A 14014-nucleotide genomic window follows, 5' to 3' on the forward strand; every position below is an offset into this window, starting at 1 on the left:
CCTATGCCATCGAACGCTGACTGTCAGTATCACTTTGCGACCCGATGACGACGCCCAGGCCCGCGCGGACGGGATGGGCCGCCGGATCGAGCACGCGGTCGGCCGCCGCGACCGCGCCGACGCCCTCCGCCCCCGCGAGCCCGGCGATCCGGCCCGCGACCGCCGGCGCCGCGAACGACGTCCCGCTCCACGTCGCGTAGCCCGCGAACCGGTCGGGGTCGATGCCGCGCACCGGCGGCCGCGCCCCGTCGAACGAGACGAACGTGCTGGCGACGTCGACGCCCTGCGCGCACGCGTCGACCCACCAGCCGTGGTTGGAGAACCAGGCGCGGTCGTCCCCGTCGAGCGCCCCGACGCCGATGACCGGCTTCATCGCGGCGGGCCAGAACGGGCGGTCGGTCGCCGCGTTCCCCGCGCACGCCACCACGACCGTCCGGCGGCCGAGCGCGGCGACGGCCTGGGCGACCACCGGCGACGGGCGGTCGTCGTAGGTGTGGCAGCCGAGGGAGAGGTTCACCACGTCGGCGCCGCCCGACTCGGCGACGGCGGCGAGCGCCCGGATCACGTCCAGTTCGTCGCCGACCCCGTCCCCGCCGATGACCCGGCGGACCCGCAGCCGCGCCGCCGGCGCCTGCGCGAGCACCACGCCCGCGACGAACGTGCCGTGCCCGGCCTGCGCGTCCAGCGCGTAGTCGAGATCTTCGTCGAGGACCTCCGCGTCCTCCGCGCGCTGCTTCCGGTACCAGTCGGCGCCGGAGTACCAGGGGTGCGGTGCGAGGCCCGTGTCGAGGATCGCGACCGTCACCTCCCGCCGCGCCTGGACGGCCTCCGGCGCGGGCAGGGGCGCGGCCGGACGGGGCAGGTCGGCGGGCCCGCTCCACCACATCGGCTGGCCGAGGACGAGGTGGTTCGGCGCCGCGCTCAGCCGCCGGGACCGCGCACCCCTGCCGGGTCCGCCCGCCGCCAGCATGGCCGCGACCTCGCACACGTCCACCTTCGCGGGGGCGCGCAGCCGCAGGCGGGAGACGCCGTACTCGTCGTGCCGTGCGTCGGACCAGCGCCGGAGGACGTCCTCGGCCGCGCCGGCGTCCCGCCCGGCGACGAGGATCTCGTCCCGGCGGATCAGCGCCGGGCGGCCCGGCAGCGGCTCCACCACCACCGCGCCGGGATGCCGGGCGAGCACCCGCTCGATCCGCGCCTGCTGGTCGAACATCCGTCCTCGCTTTCGCCCCGGCGGCCCCCGCGGTCATGGTGCCGGATCATCGACGCACCGTCACTGGAAACGAACGGAAAGTTCCTGGCGGTGAGGGGCGTCGCGGTGGTCGGCGACGGCCCCACCGGGTTGCGTGCTTTCGTCGCGGACCGCTCGCGGAGGGCCTACCCTTGTCGCGCGGACCCGGTGAACGGCGCGCATCGTGCGGTCAAGCGTTCGATAAACAAGGAACTCACGGTGGTGCCAGACGGGCCGATGATGCACAATGAGGGACGCGGACGCCGACTTGGGACGTACGAGGCCGTAGGGGAAGACGAGCCTCGGTACAGATCCAGGAGGTCCGGTGACCGCACGTGGCGTCTTTTACGTCCACTCCGCGCCGCCTGCGCTGAGCCCGCACATCGAGTGGGCCGCCGCAGGTGTTCTCGGTGTGCCCGTTTCCCTTGAGTGGGCAGATCAGGCGGCCGCGCCGGGAACGCTGCGCGCGGAGCTGCATTGGGAGGGCAAGCCCGGTACCGCCGCGGGCATCACCTCGGCGCTGCGCAATTGGAAGCTCGTGCGGTTCGAGGCCACCGAGGACCCGACACCCGGTACCGACGGCATGCGGTTCAGCTTCACGCCGTCCCTCGGGGTCTTCTCCGGCGTCATCGGGGCCAACGGCGACATCCTCGTCCCCGAGGACCGGCTCCGCGCCGTCATGGCCAACGCGGCGGTCGGCAAGACCACGCTGGAGCACGAGCTCGACCGCCTCCTCGGCACGCCGTGGGACAACGAGCTGGAGCCCTTCCGCCGGGCCGGCGACGGCGCCCCCGTCCGCTGGCTGCACGCCGCCGTCTGAGCCCCGCCGGTCCGCGCGCCGCCGCCGCCTCGGCGGCGGCGCCCGGCGCGTGGCCGGCCGGAGCGTGCCCGCCCCGCGACGCGCACGCCCCCACGCCGGTGAACGACCACCGCGCTGACGGGGGCGTGCGCGCCGGCCGAGGGCTTGGGACGGCAACGGCCCGGTGAGCCGTGAGGCTCGCCGGGCCGTTGCCGTGCGTGGGTGTCAGAGGGCGCGCTGGAAGGCGACCGACACGTTGTGGCCGCCGAAGCCGAACGAGTTGTTCAGCGCCGCCGCCGGACCGTCGGAGATCTTGCGCGGCTCGTCCCGGACGATGTCCAGGTCGGCCTCGTCGTCGAGCTCCTCCAGGTTCGCGACGAAGGGGATGAGCCCCTCCTTCAGCGCGAGGACGGTGAACACCGACTCCAGGGCGCCGGCGCCGCCGAGCAGGTGCCCGGTCATCGACTTGGTGGCGGTGACGGCCACCTGGCGGGCGGCGTCCTCGCCGAGGCCCGCCTTGATGGAGGCGAGCTCGGCCACGTCGCCGGCGGGGGTGGAGGTGGCGTGCGCGTTGATGTGCACGATGTCGGCCGGCTCCAGCCCGGCGTCCTTCAGCGCGCGCTGCATCGCCTTGGCCTGCCCGGCGCCGCTCGGGTCGGGCAGGACGATGTCGTAGGCGTCGCCGGAGTAGCCGCAGCCGGCGGCGATGCCGAGGACGCGGGCGCCGCGGGCGCGGGCGTGCTCCTCAGACTCCAGGATCAGCACCGCGGCGCCCTCGCCGAGGACGAACCCGTCGCGGTTCTTGTCGTAGGGGCGGGACGCGCGCTCCGGCGCCTCGTTGCGGGTCGACATCGCGCGCATGGCCCCGAACGAGGCCATCTGCAGCGGGTGTATGCACGACTCGGTGCCGCCGCAGATCACCACGTCGGCGCGGCCCGCGCGGATCATGTCGATGGCGTAGCCGACGGCCTCGCCGCTGGACGCGCAGGCGCTGACCAGGGCGTGCGAGCCGGCCATCGCGCCGAACTCGATGCCGACGTGCCCGGAGGCGCCGTTCGGCATCAGCATCGGGACGGTGAAGGGCGAGACCCGCGACCAGCCCTTCTCGCGGTAGACGTCATAGCTGTTGAGGGCGGTGTGCAGGCCGCCGATGCCGCTGGAGAACACGACGCCGAGGCGCTCGCCGTCGACGGTGTAGCCGCCGTCCACGCCGGCCTTCTCCATGCCCTTCTGCGGCTTGCCGCCGGTCGACGGCGCGAACCCGGCGTCGGCCCACGCCTCGCGCGCGGAGATCAGCGCGATCGCCTGGTTGCGGTCGAGGCGGCGCATCGCCTGCTTCGGCAGGACCTCGTCCGGCTGGACCTTCAGCGTCGCCGCGAACTGGACCGGCAGCTGATCGACGCCCTCCCAGTCCAGTCTCCGGACCCCGGATTCTCCGGCGAGCAGGGCGGACCAGGTCGACGGCAGGTCTCCGCCGAGTGGGGTCGTTGCACCGAGACCGGTCACCACGACTCTGGTCTGGCTCTTGCTCATACTGGGTGCTCCTTGCGGACTGGGAGGGGAGAAGGGCGGGCGCGCCGCCTTCCGGCCGGGCCGGCGGCGCGCCGTCCCGAGGTGCTAGCTCTGCAGGTTCTGGACGAAGTTGACGACGTCCTTGACCGTCTTCAGGTTGCGCAGCTCGTCGTCGGGGATCTCGACGCCGAACTGGTCCTGCGCGGCCACGGCGATCTCCACCATCGACAGCGAGTCGATGTCGAGGTCGTCGATGAAGTTCTTCTCGGGGGTCACCTCGGCCTTGTCGATGCCGACGATGTCGTCGATGATCTCGGCGAGGCCGGTCAGGATCTGCTCTTCGGTGGCGACTGCCATGGTTCTGCGTTCTCCTTCGGTGGGTTGGTCCAGGCCCGGCGGGCAGGCGTGACGGCCTACGGGATCTGGATGACTTGGGCAGCGTAGGACAGTCCGGCCCCGAAGCCGACCAGCAGGGCCGGGGCGCCGGACGGCACGTCGCCGCGTTCGATCATGCGGGAGAGCGCCAGCGGGATGGAGGCGCCCGAGGTGTTGCCGGAGTGGACGATGTCGTCGGCCACGACGGCGTTGGCCGCCTTCACCTTGCGGGCGATGGCCTCGATGATGCGCAGGTTGGCCTGGTGCGGGACGATGGCGGCGAGGTCCTCCGGCTTGACCCCGGCGCGCTCGCAGGCCTGGAGCGCGATGGGGGCGATGGCGGTGGTGGCCCAGCGGAACACCGCCTGGCCCTCCTGCCGGATGAACGAGTGCCGGTCATCGATGATGATCTTGTCGTACTTGTCGCCGGCGCTGCCCCACACCACCGGGCCGATGCCGGGCGAGTCGCTGCCGCTGACGACCGCGGCGCCCGCGCCGTCCGCGAAGATGATGCAGGTGGAGCGGTCGGTCCAGTCGATCCACTGGGACATCTTCTCGGAGCCGATGACCAGCACGTTGCGGGCGCTGCCCGCCTGGACGGCGGCGCTGGCGGTGGCGAGGGCGTAGCAGAACCCGGCGCAGGCGGCGTTGAGGTCGAACGCGCCGGGCGCGTCGATGCCGAGGCGGTGCGCGACGAGCGCGGCGTGGCTCGGCATCGGCGACTCCGCCGAGCAGGTCGCGAGGATCACGAGGTCGATGTCGGACGGGTCGAGGCCGCTGCCCGCGAGGGCCTTGCCGCCCGCGTGCACGGCGAGTTCGACGATGCCCTCGTCGTCGCCGGCGATGCGCCGCTCGGTGATGCCGACGCGGCTGCGGATCCACTCGTCGCTGGTGTCGACGGTCTCGGCCAGCTCGTCGTTGGTGACGATGCGGGCCGGCCGGTAGTCGCCGAAGGCGAGGACGCGGGCGCCGGCGGTCGGCGCGGGGATCGTGAGCCCGGCGGTCATGACGCGTCCGCCTTGATCAGCTCGCGGGCCTTGTCGAGGTCGTCGGGTGTCTTGAGGGCGACCAGCGGGACTCCCTTCAGCTCGCGCCGGGCGAGGCCCGTGAGGGTCCCGGCGGGCGGCAGCTCGATGATGCCGGTGACGCCGATCTCGCGCATCGTCTCCATGCACGCGTCCCAGCGGACGGGCGCGCTGACCTGCTCGACGAGCCGGGCCACGAAGTCGCCTCCGCCGGTGACGGCGGTGCCGTCGCGGTTCTGCAGCAGCGTGGTGCGCGGGTCGGCGGCGCGGACGCCGGCGGTGAGCCGGCGGAGCGTGTCGACGGCGGGCTCCATGTGCTCGGTGTGGAACGCGCCCGCGACCGACAGCGGCCGGAGCCGCGCCTTGGCGGGCGGCTCGTCGGCGAACGTCGCGAGCCGCTCCATCGTCCCGGCGGCGACGATCTGGCCGGCGCCGTTGACGTTCGCGGGGGTGAGCCCGTGCTTGTCGATGGAGGCGAGCACCTCGTCGGTGTCGCCGCCTAGCACCGCGGTCATCCCGGTCTCGGTGACGGCGGCGGCCTCGGCCATCGCCCGGCCCCGCTCCCGGACGAGGACCAGCGCGGTCTCCGGCGTCAGGACCCCGGCGATCGCGGCGGCGGCGAGCTCGCCGACGCTGTGCCCGGCGACGGCGCCGGGGACGGCGTCCTCGTAGAGCACCTCGTAGGCGGCGAGCGCGGCGGCGACCAGCAGCGGCTGCGCCACGGCGGTGTCGCGGATCTCCTCGGCGTCCGCCTCCGTCCCGTACCTGACCAGGTCGAGCCCAGTGACGGCCGACCACCAGGCGAGACGGTCGGCGACTCCGGGTATCTCTAGCCATGGCTGCAGGAAGCCGGGGGTCTGGGCGCCCTGGCCGGGCGATGCGAGGAGAATCACAGCGTCCAGCATTCCGTCAATGTCCGCTGACCTCGATACCGATCAGCACGAACTTTGGTCGGAACCCTTTGTACGACCCCTACAACCCCTTAGGGCGCGTCCGCCGGGTAGGGGTCGGCCGGGAGGTCAGCCGTGGGCGGAGCGCGTCCCGAAGCGGCCGAGGACCAGGGCGATGCGGAGGGTGAAGGCGTTGCGGCCGTCGGTGGGCGCCAGCCCGGTCAGTTCGGTGACGCGGCGGAGCCGGTACCGGACGGTGTTGGGGTGGACGAACAGCAGCCGCGCGGTGGCCTCCAGCGACGAGCCCTGTTCGAGGTAGGTGGTGAGCGTGTCGAGCAGGGGCGCGCCGGCGGCGAGCATCGGGTTGTAGACGCTCTCCACGAGGTAGCGGCGCGCGTCGTCGTCGCCGTCCAGGGCGCGTTCGGGCAGCAGTTCGGTCGCGTGGACGGGACGGGGCGCGTCGGGCCATCCGGCGGCGGCGCGCAGGCCGGCGACGGCGGCCTGCGCGGAGTGGGTGGACTCGTAGAGGTCGGCGACCTGCGGGCCGACGACGACGGGCCCGGGGCCGCACTTGGCGGCGATGGGGCGGGCCGCCTCGACGGGGTCGATATCACCGCCGACGATGACGATGACGCGGTGCCCCTGCACGCCGGCGAGCACGTCGGCGCGCGCGCGGCGCGCGGCCAGCTGCATCTGGTCGATGGTGACCTCGGGCTCTTCGTCTTCCGGGGTGAACCCCGCGATGACGGTGACGGGCTTGGACGTCCAGCCGAGGGCGGCGGCCCACGAGTGCATGCCGTCGTCGACCTCGCCGCGCAGCACCGCGTTGACGACGAGGGCCTCCAGCCGGGCGTCCCAGGCGGCGCGCGTCTCGGCGGCGCGCGCGTAGACCTGGGCCGCGCCGAACGCCACGTCGCGTGTGTAGCGGAGGATGGCCTCGCGGAGCTGGGCCTCGCCGCCGGGCGCGGCCAGTTCGTCCAGCCGGGTCTCCACCACCTCGATGATGACGCGGATCATGTCGATGGTGTGGTGCAGCTTGATGGAGCGCAGCAGCTCGCGGGGCGCGGTGCCGAACACCTCGCCGGCGATGGCCGGGCGCGTCTTCTCGTTGTTCTTGAACCACTCGACGAACGCGGCGATGCCCGCCTGCGCGACGAGGCCGATCCAGGACCGCTGGTCGGCCGGCATGCGCCGGAACCAGGGGAGCTGCTCCTCCATGCTCGCCAGCGCCGCGGTGCCGAACGTCCCCATGGCCTTCTCCAGGCGCTGGGTGGTCTGGTCGCGGATTTCGGCCTCGTTCGCGGTGTCCACCACCCCAGGGTGCCACTATCCCGATGATGACCCGACCCCGAGTGCCGGACGGGTCAGCCGTGCGTGACCTCGGAGGCGCGGCCGAGCGCGATGTCGGTGAGGTTGCGCAGCGACGCCGAGCCGGGGGCGAGGTAGTCGCTGTGGCCGCCGGATCCGGCGTCGAAGACCCGCGCGCCGAACTCGGGGGAGACCGGGTCGGGGCCGAGGCCGATGCCGAGGAAGCGCACGTGGGGGACGTCCTCCATCCAGTCGGTCGTGCCGCGCCCCGCCCAGACGCGGGCGGTGCTGCTCAGCTTGGACGCCGACCAGGCCGACGTGCCGGGACTTCCGTAGAGGGCGATGTCGGTGACGTGACGCCAGGACGTGCTCTTGGGCGCGTCCAACGCCGCACGGCCGCACACCACCGAGCCGTAGCTGTGGCAGAGCAGACCCACGGTCGCGCTGGGGTTGACCCGGTGCAGGCCCTTCACGAAGTGGTGCAGTTTCCCGGCGCCTTCGTCGGCCCGGTCGTCGGTGAGGACGTCGCTGCTGAACGTCTTGGGCGCCGCGTAGCCGAGCCAGGCGACGACCGCGAGCTCCGGGTCCGTCGCCATGGAACGCGCCTGCGAGTAGACGGCGCGCGCGCCGCCGCCCGGTGTCGACCACGGTTTGCCGCCGCGCGTGTCGAACGCGGACAGCGTGGTGTCGGCGCCGGGGACGAGCACCGCGATCCGCCGCGCCCGGGTGAGGTCGCCGACGACCTCGACGGCGCGCCCGCCGCCGCGCGGGTCGAAGTAGAGGAAGCGGCGTCCGGGCTGGAGGAACGCGCCGAGCGCCTTGCCGCGGTCGGTGTCGCCGACCGACTGCGCCGTCTTCAGCGCCTCCTCGATGGCGCCGCGTTCGGCGGTGTACCGGACGTCCAGCGTCGAGGGCGCCAGTTCGGGGACGCGGACGGGCGCGGCGTAGGGGTCGGCGTGCCCGGTCCCGGCCGTCGTCAGCATGATCACGCCGATGGACGCGGCGCCCGCCAGGGCCCGGCGCAGCCGCCGCGAGCGCGGCCGCCGGACATGCGTCCCCGGCGGCCGCCGGACGTGGGACCCCGGCATCACGGCGTTCGGCGGCATCGTGCGTATGTCTACCATCCAGGGTCGGTGCGGCGGCGCGGCGCCCGTTCGAACCGGCCGGTCAGGGCGCGGAGCACGGCCAGCACCACCGCGAAGGCGGCCAGCCACGGCAGCCGCATCATGATCCATTCCGGGCGGCCGGGTGCCGTGTGCACCCCTTGCAGGCTACCCAACGTGAGGAGCGTCACCGAGGTCACGGCCATCAGCGCGGTCTGGTGCCACAGGAAGACCGTCATCGCGGAGCGGCCGGACGCGTCCAGGACCGACCGCACCCGGGCGTGTCGCGTCCAGCGGGTGAGGGGCCCGTGCAGCAGCACCGCGAGGCCGGTCTGGGCGAGGCCGAACGCGACGGCCGCGAGTGTCGGCGGGCTGAGGTTGGAGACCGCGGCGCCCGGCACGCCGACCATGCTCGCCGGATACCCGGCGAGCAGCACGAGCAGCGCGGTCGCCGCCGTGCCGCCGCCCAGCAGGGCGAGCCCGGCGCGGCGGGAGCGCAGCGCGCCGCGCGCCCAGCCGGTGCCGAGGTAGAACGGCAGGAGCCAGGCGGTGAGGACGGTGGCCCAGCCCGTCCACCCGGGCGTGTCGAGCGCGAAGCGGCCGAGGTCGATCGCGGCGGTCGCCGCGACGAGGAGCGCGGCGCCGCGCGGCCCGAACCGGTCCCACGCGGACGCGATCAGCGGGCCGCACGCCGTCAGCACCACGTACACGCAGAGGAACCACAGCGGGCTCAGGACCAGTTCGAGCATCGTCCGGACGGTGCCGGACGAGAACCCGGCCCACCGCAGGGCGATGGCGGCCGGGATCCACGCGAGGGCCAGGACGGGCAGGGGCCGCGCGAACCGGGTCAGGCGCCGCCGCATCAGCGCTCCCCACGCTTCGCCGGGACGCTGTGACTTCGCCGCAGAGTAGCCGCCGACCAGGAAGAACACGGCGAGCGTCTGGAAGACCCAGGAGATGGGTGCGAGGTAGGGCATCGTCTTCAGCGGGCTGGTGACGTGCAGGTCGCGGCCGGAGGGGTCCGCGACGAACGCGGTGACCAGCCAGTGGCCGAGGACGACGCCCAGGATCGCGAGGACGCGCAGCGCGTCCACCGCGTAGTCGCGTTCCGGCGCGCGGGCCGGGCGAACCTGCGCGCGGGCCGGGCGGACGTTCGCTTCTCGTAAACGCGTGTCAAGCACGGCTGACCTCCGCGGTGCGGCCGAGGGCGATGAGGGTGAGGTTCCGAAGCGCGCGCGAGCCGGGCTTGAGGTAGGCGCTGTGCGGGCCGGTGCCGGCGTCGAAGCGGAGTGCGCCGAAGCGCGGTGAGACGGGGTCCGTGCCGAAGCCGAGCCCCGCGAAGCGGATGTTGGGCACGTAGCGCATCCAGTCGCCCTTGGCGCGGCCCGCCCACACGCGCGCGGGCGTCCCCAGGTCGGAAGCCGTGTCGACGGTCGTGCCGGGGCTGCCGAAGAGCGCGATGTCGTCCACGGGCAGTGGCGAGAGGCGTGGGGCGGCCTTCGCGCAGACCACCGAGCCGTAGCTGTGGCAGAGCAGCGCGAACCGGGCGTTCCCGTTCACCCGGTGGATGCCGGTGAGGAGGCGCTCCAGCCCGCGCGCGCCGTCCTCGGCTCGGCGGCCCGTAAGGACGCCGGGGCTCGGCGTGGAGGGCGAGTCGTAACCGAGCCAGGCGATGACCGCGAACCGTGAGTGCGCGGCGTTCGCGCGAGCCTCTTGGTAGAGGGCTCGGGTGCCGCCGCCGACGAACTTGGGCGAGTCGTAGTTGGCCAGCGTGTTGTCCGCGCCGGGAACGACGACGGCGATGCGGTCGGCGTGCTCCAGGTCGCCGACGACTTCGACGGCCCGTCCAGAGCCGCGCGGGTCGAAGGCAAGGAACCGCCTGCCCGAGCCCAGGAAGGCGGACAGCGCGCGCGCCCGGTCCTCATCGTGGACGCGTTCCGCCGTGGCCAGGGCCCGGCCGATGTCCCGCTCGGTGGTCTGGTAGCGGGCGGTCAGGGCCGGCGCGGACAGCGCGGGCACCGGCCCTGGGGCGGCGTACGGGTCGGCGTGCCCCGCCGCGGGGGCCGCCGAGCCCGCCGCGAGGAGCGACACGGCGGCGAGGGACTGGCGCACACCCGGCATCGGGCCCGTCCTTCCTGGTCAGTGGTTCGCAGCACTGATCAGGAAGGTAGAAATCGGACACCCGGCCGGGGATCACCCGGCGGAGCCGTCTTGCGGCGTGCGACCACGGTCCGACGGCGTGCCACCCGGGTATCAGTCGCCGGGCCGGACGAGCCCCACCTCGTAGGCGTAGACGATCGCCTGCGGGCGGTCCCGGAGCCCCAGCTTCATCAGGATCCGCCCGAAATGGGTCTTGACGGTCTGCTCCGCGACGACGAGCTTCGCGGCGATCTCCCCGTTGGACAGGCCCCGCGCCACCAGCCCGAGGACTTCCGTCTCCCGCTCGGTCAGCTCCTCCAGCCGCTTGCGGGACGGCGCGCGCGGCCCGCCGAGCCGGGAGAACTCCGCGATCAGCCGCCGGGTGACCGACGGCGACAGCAGCGCGTCGCCCGCCGCGACGACCCGCACCGCGTCGGCCAGCTCGGTCGCGGACGCGTCCTTCAGCAGGAACCCGCTGGCCCCCGCCCGCAGCGCCGCGTAGACGTAGTCGTCCAGGTCGAACGTCGTCAGCATGAGGACCTTCGGGGCGTCGCCCGACGTCTCGGACAGGAGCCGGCGGGTCGCCTCCAGGCCGTCCATCACCGGCATGCGGACGTCCATCAGCACCACGTCCGGGGCGAGCTCGGCGATGCGCCGCAGCCCCTCCTCGCCGTTCACCGCCTCGCCGACGACCTCGATGTCCGGCTGGGCGTTCAGCAGCACGCCGAACCCGGCGCGCACCATGCCCTGGTCGTCGACGATCACGACCCGGATCGTCACGTCGTCTCCCGCGCCCTCAGCGGCAGCGTGGCGGTCACGGCGAATCCTCCCTCGGCGGTGGGGCGGGCGGTCAGCTCACCGCCCAGCGCGGCGGCCCGCTCCCGCATCCCGAGCAGCCCGTGGCCGCCGCCGGGCAGCGGCGTGCCGGGGACCTGTCCGGCGGCGGGCGGGCCGTTCACGACGCCGAGCCACACTAGACCGTCATCTCGGGACACTTCGACGTCCACCCGGGAACCGGGCGCGTGCCGCATCGCGTTGCTCAGCGCCTCCTGCATGATCCGGTACGCGGTGAGGCCCACGCCGGGCGGCAGCCCGGCGAGATCGCCCTCCAGCCGCGTCTCGACCCGCAGGCCCGCGCCGCGCGCGTTGCCGACCAGCTCGTCGAGCCGGTCGAGGCTCGGCTGCGGGGCGGTCTCGGCGCCGTCCTCCGCGCGCAGCACGCCGAGGATCCGGCGCAGCTCGGTCAGCGCGTCCAGCGCGGTCGCGCGGATCTCGGCGAGGTCCCGCCGGGTCTCGTCCGGGACCTCCGCGACCTTGTACGGCGCCGCCTCCGCCTGGATCGCGATCATCGACATGTGGTGCGCGACGACGTCGTGCAGCTCCCGCGCGATCCGCTGCCGCTCGGTCAGCACCGCCTCGGCGTCCCGGTGCCGCCGCTCCTGCTCGGCCAGCTCCCGCCGCGACGTCCGCCGCACCCGGACGGCGTAGCCGACCGTCAGCGGCAGCAGGAGCAGCACCGACGCCCCGGCCCCGGTCTCCGGGTCCTTGATCCACACCCCGGCGAAGGAGATGATCCCGACGCCGAGGGTGATGTCGCGCGAGCAGCGCACCGCGACCGTGTACACGCACACGATCGCCGCGAACGTGCCCGCCGGGACGTACGGGACGGTCAGCCACCCGTCCACGTCGACCAGCGCCATCGCCGCGAAGCTCAGCCGCCACGCGCCCAGCGGATGCCGGTCCCGCAGCGCGAGCGGCGCGGTCACCGCGACCGCGATGAGCAGCTTCGTCCCGTCGGACACGTCGAGGCCGCGGCGCGTGGTCTCGGTGGTCAGCAGCGACACCGTCCCCGCGACCAGCCCGACGGTGAGCGCGAGCCCGAACAGGTTCGTCACGAGCCCGTAGGGGAGCCGGCCGACGCCGATGTAGCGGGTCCAGCGCAGCAGCAGCGGCCAAGGCCGGTTCAGGGGAGCCGGGTCCGCCCGGCCCGTGAACGCGGCGGCCACCAGCACGTCCCGCAGGATGCCCCGCAGCGTGAGATTGTCCCCGGCCATGCCGCCAGGCTAGAGCCGCCGCGGACTCACCCGGATGACACCGTGGTGGGACGCATCAGGTCATACCTGGGTACGGTGCGAGGCGTGGAGCCCGTCGAAGCGCTGCGCCGCATCGCGTTCCTGCTGGAGCGCGCCCACGAGCCGACCTACCGCGTGCGGGCGTTCCGCACGGCCGCCGACCTCGCCGAGCGGACGCCGCCGGACGAGCTAACCGGCCGCGCCCGCGACGGGACGCTGACCGCGCTGCCCGGCATCGGCAAGGTCACCGCGCTGGTGATCGAGGAGGCGCTGCGCGGCGAGACCCCCGTCTACCTGCGCCGCCTGGAGGCGACCGAGGGGCAGCCGCTCGACGAGGCCGCCGCCGCGCTCCGCGCCGCCTTGAAGGGGGACCTGCACACCCACAGCGACTGGTCGGACGGCGGCTCGCCCATCCGGGAGATGGCCGAGACGGCGCGCGGCCTCGGGCACGAGTACCTCGCGCTGACCGACCACTCCCCGCGCCTCAAGGTGGCCAACGGCCTGTCCGCCGACCGCCTCCGCCGCCAGCTCGACACCGTCGCCGCGCTGAACGAGGAGCTGGCGCCGTTCCGCGTCCTCACCGGGATCGAGGTCGACATCCTGGAGGACGGCACCCTCGACCAGGCCCCCGACCTGCTCGAACGCCTCGACGTCGTCGTGGCCAGCGTCCACTCCAAGCTCCGCATGGACCGGGTCGCCATGACGAAGCGCATGGTCGCCGCGATCGCGAACCCGCGGGTGAACGTCCTCGGGCACTGCACGGGGCGGATCGTGAAGGCGGGCGGCAAGCGCGGCGGCCTGCGGCCCGAGTCGGAGTTCGACGCCGCGCTCGTCTTCGACGCGTGCGCCGCCTACGACGTCGCCGTCGAGATCAACTCGCGTCCGGAGCGGCTCGACCCGCCGAAGCGCCTGCTGCGCGTCGCCGCCGAGGCGGGCTGCCGCTTCTCCATCGACTCCGACGCCCACGCGCCGGGCCAGCTCGACTGGCAGCCCTTCGGCTGCGAGCGCGCGGCCCGGTGCGGGGTCGAGGCGTCCCAGCTCGTCAACACCCTTCCCGCCGACGAGCTGGTGGCCTGGACGCGTTCCAAACTCTGACTCCGGGCGACTAGGGCGTGTTTCGAAGTAGTTGGAGCCATTCGTTGATGGCGGTGATCTCGAGGGTTGCCTGGTAGCGGACGGAGAGCTTGTCGTATCTGGTGGCCACGGCCCGGTGGCGCTTGAGGCGGTTGATGCCGCACTCGACGGCGTGGCGGCCGCGGTAGTCGTCCAGGTCGAAGGCGGGTGGGCGGCCGCCGCGGCGGCCCCGCCGCTGCCGGTGTCCGGCCTGGTCGGCCGGCACCGGGATCGTGGCTGCGATACCGCGTCGGCGCAGGTGAGCACGGATGGCTCGGGACGAGTAGGCCTTATCGGCCCGGACCCGATCCGGCCGGGTCCGGGGACGACCCCGACCAGGCCGGGCGACGCGGATCCCGGCCATCACCGCCTCGAACTGCGGGGCGTCGCCGCGCTGCCCGGCGGTCACCACCAGCGACAACGGCATCTGCCCCTGCTCACAGGCCA

The 14014-nt window shown here is 73.8% G+C and carries 14 protein-coding genes; 2 read left to right on the plus strand and 12 right to left on the minus strand.

Annotation, left to right across the window (positions count from 1 at the left end):
* Position 1: 1 nt before the first annotated feature.
* Positions 2–1213 carry a S8 family peptidase gene (locus ACGFI1_RS42315; protein ID WP_392793300.1) on the minus strand — a complete coding sequence of 404 codons (1212 nt, stop codon included), beginning with the start codon at positions 1211–1213 and terminating at the stop codon, positions 2–4.
* Between the two features lie 343 nt (positions 1214–1556).
* Between ACGFI1_RS42315 and ACGFI1_RS42320 the strand changes: the two genes are divergently transcribed.
* A complete protein-coding gene (locus tag ACGFI1_RS42320) occupies positions 1557–2051 on the plus strand; it encodes a DUF3145 domain-containing protein (RefSeq protein ID WP_392793302.1) in 495 nt (164 codons plus the stop codon).
* A 204-nt stretch (positions 2052–2255) separates the two neighbouring features.
* On the opposite strand, the gene ACGFI1_RS42325 is transcribed toward ACGFI1_RS42320, so the two are convergent.
* The 10 genes from ACGFI1_RS42325 to ACGFI1_RS42370 form a co-directional block, all read right to left on the minus strand.
* Positions 2256–3563 carry a beta-ketoacyl-[acyl-carrier-protein] synthase family protein gene (locus ACGFI1_RS42325; RefSeq protein ID WP_138637212.1) on the minus strand — a complete coding sequence of 436 codons (1308 nt, stop codon included), beginning with the start codon at positions 3561–3563 and terminating at the stop codon, positions 2256–2258.
* An 84-nt stretch (positions 3564–3647) separates the two neighbouring features.
* Positions 3648–3899, minus strand: coding sequence for an acyl carrier protein (locus ACGFI1_RS42330; protein WP_138637210.1), 252 nt, complete (start codon positions 3897–3899; stop codon positions 3648–3650).
* Positions 3900–3955: 56 nt separating this feature from the next.
* Positions 3956–4924: a beta-ketoacyl-ACP synthase III gene (locus tag ACGFI1_RS42335; RefSeq protein WP_387074232.1), complete on the minus strand. Its 969-nt coding sequence runs from the start codon at positions 4922–4924 to the stop codon at positions 3956–3958.
* Positions 4921–5835: an ACP S-malonyltransferase gene (locus tag ACGFI1_RS42340; RefSeq protein ID WP_392793319.1), complete on the minus strand. Its 915-nt coding sequence runs from the start codon at positions 5833–5835 to the stop codon at positions 4921–4923. Before ACGFI1_RS42340 ends, ACGFI1_RS42335 begins: the two co-directional genes overlap by 4 nt.
* Before the next feature lie 126 nt (positions 5836–5961).
* Entirely contained in the window at positions 5962–7143 is a 1182-nt protein-coding gene (locus ACGFI1_RS42345) for a PucR family transcriptional regulator (protein WP_240807697.1), read from the minus strand.
* 53 nt (positions 7144–7196) lie between these two features.
* The gene (locus ACGFI1_RS42350) at positions 7197–8264 is read right to left on the minus strand and encodes an alpha/beta hydrolase (RefSeq protein WP_392793305.1); all 1068 of its coding nucleotides are present in this window, start codon (positions 8262–8264) and stop codon (positions 7197–7199) included.
* Positions 8258–9424: an acyltransferase family protein gene (locus ACGFI1_RS42355; RefSeq protein ID WP_392793306.1), complete on the minus strand. Its 1167-nt coding sequence runs from the start codon at positions 9422–9424 to the stop codon at positions 8258–8260. The genes ACGFI1_RS42350 and ACGFI1_RS42355 overlap by 7 nt, the downstream gene beginning before the upstream one ends.
* A complete protein-coding gene (locus ACGFI1_RS42360) occupies positions 9417–10364 on the minus strand; it encodes an alpha/beta hydrolase (protein ID WP_392793308.1) in 948 nt (315 codons plus the stop codon). The genes ACGFI1_RS42355 and ACGFI1_RS42360 overlap by 8 nt, the downstream gene beginning before the upstream one ends.
* 132 nt (positions 10365–10496) lie before the next feature.
* A complete protein-coding gene (locus ACGFI1_RS42365) occupies positions 10497–11162 on the minus strand; it encodes a response regulator transcription factor (RefSeq protein ID WP_386871105.1) in 666 nt (221 codons plus the stop codon).
* On the minus strand, positions 11159–12436 hold the full coding sequence (locus tag ACGFI1_RS42370; protein ID WP_138637199.1) for a sensor histidine kinase: 1278 nt from the start codon (positions 12434–12436) through the stop codon (positions 11159–11161). The genes ACGFI1_RS42365 and ACGFI1_RS42370 overlap by 4 nt, the downstream gene beginning before the upstream one ends.
* A gap of 84 nt (positions 12437–12520) precedes the next feature.
* Between ACGFI1_RS42370 and ACGFI1_RS42375 the strand changes: the two genes are divergently transcribed.
* Positions 12521–13549, plus strand: a complete 1029-nt coding sequence (locus ACGFI1_RS42375) for a PHP domain-containing protein (RefSeq protein ID WP_392793311.1) — start codon at positions 12521–12523, stop codon at positions 13547–13549.
* 10 nt (positions 13550–13559) lie between these two features.
* Here the strand turns inward: ACGFI1_RS42375 and ACGFI1_RS42380 are convergent.
* Positions 13560–14014: transposase (locus tag ACGFI1_RS42380; protein ID WP_392793313.1), on the minus strand; the 455-nt coding region annotated here is incomplete at its 5' end.

Origin of the sequence: Actinomadura geliboluensis (assembly GCF_043197915.1) — a bacterium.
In the GTDB taxonomy this organism is placed as follows: domain Bacteria; phylum Actinomycetota; class Actinomycetes; order Streptosporangiales; family Streptosporangiaceae; genus Spirillospora; species Spirillospora geliboluensis.

What these genes read in the sequence shown, in the direction of transcription:
- ACGFI1_RS42315 (WP_392793300.1), bottom strand. Translation starts at nt 1,213, where the DNA reads ATGTTCGACCAGCAGGCGCGGATCGAGCGGGTGCTCGCCCGGCATCCC.
- ACGFI1_RS42325 (WP_138637212.1), bottom strand. Translation starts at nt 3,563, where the DNA reads ATGAGCAAGAGCCAGACCAGAGTCGTGGTGACCGGTCTCGGTGCAACG.
- ACGFI1_RS42330 (WP_138637210.1), bottom strand. Translation starts at nt 3,899, where the DNA reads ATGGCAGTCGCCACCGAAGAGCAGATCCTGACCGGCCTCGCCGAGATC.
- ACGFI1_RS42335 (WP_387074232.1), bottom strand. Translation starts at nt 4,924, where the DNA reads ATGACCGCCGGGCTCACGATCCCCGCGCCGACCGCCGGCGCCCGCGTC.
- ACGFI1_RS42350 (WP_392793305.1), bottom strand. Translation starts at nt 8,264, where the DNA reads ATGGTAGACATACGCACGATGCCGCCGAACGCCGTGATGCCGGGGTCC.
- ACGFI1_RS42360 (WP_392793308.1), bottom strand. Translation starts at nt 10,364, where the DNA reads ATGCCGGGTGTGCGCCAGTCCCTCGCCGCCGTGTCGCTCCTCGCGGCG.
- ACGFI1_RS42370 (WP_138637199.1), bottom strand. Translation starts at nt 12,436, where the DNA reads ATGGCCGGGGACAATCTCACGCTGCGGGGCATCCTGCGGGACGTGCTG.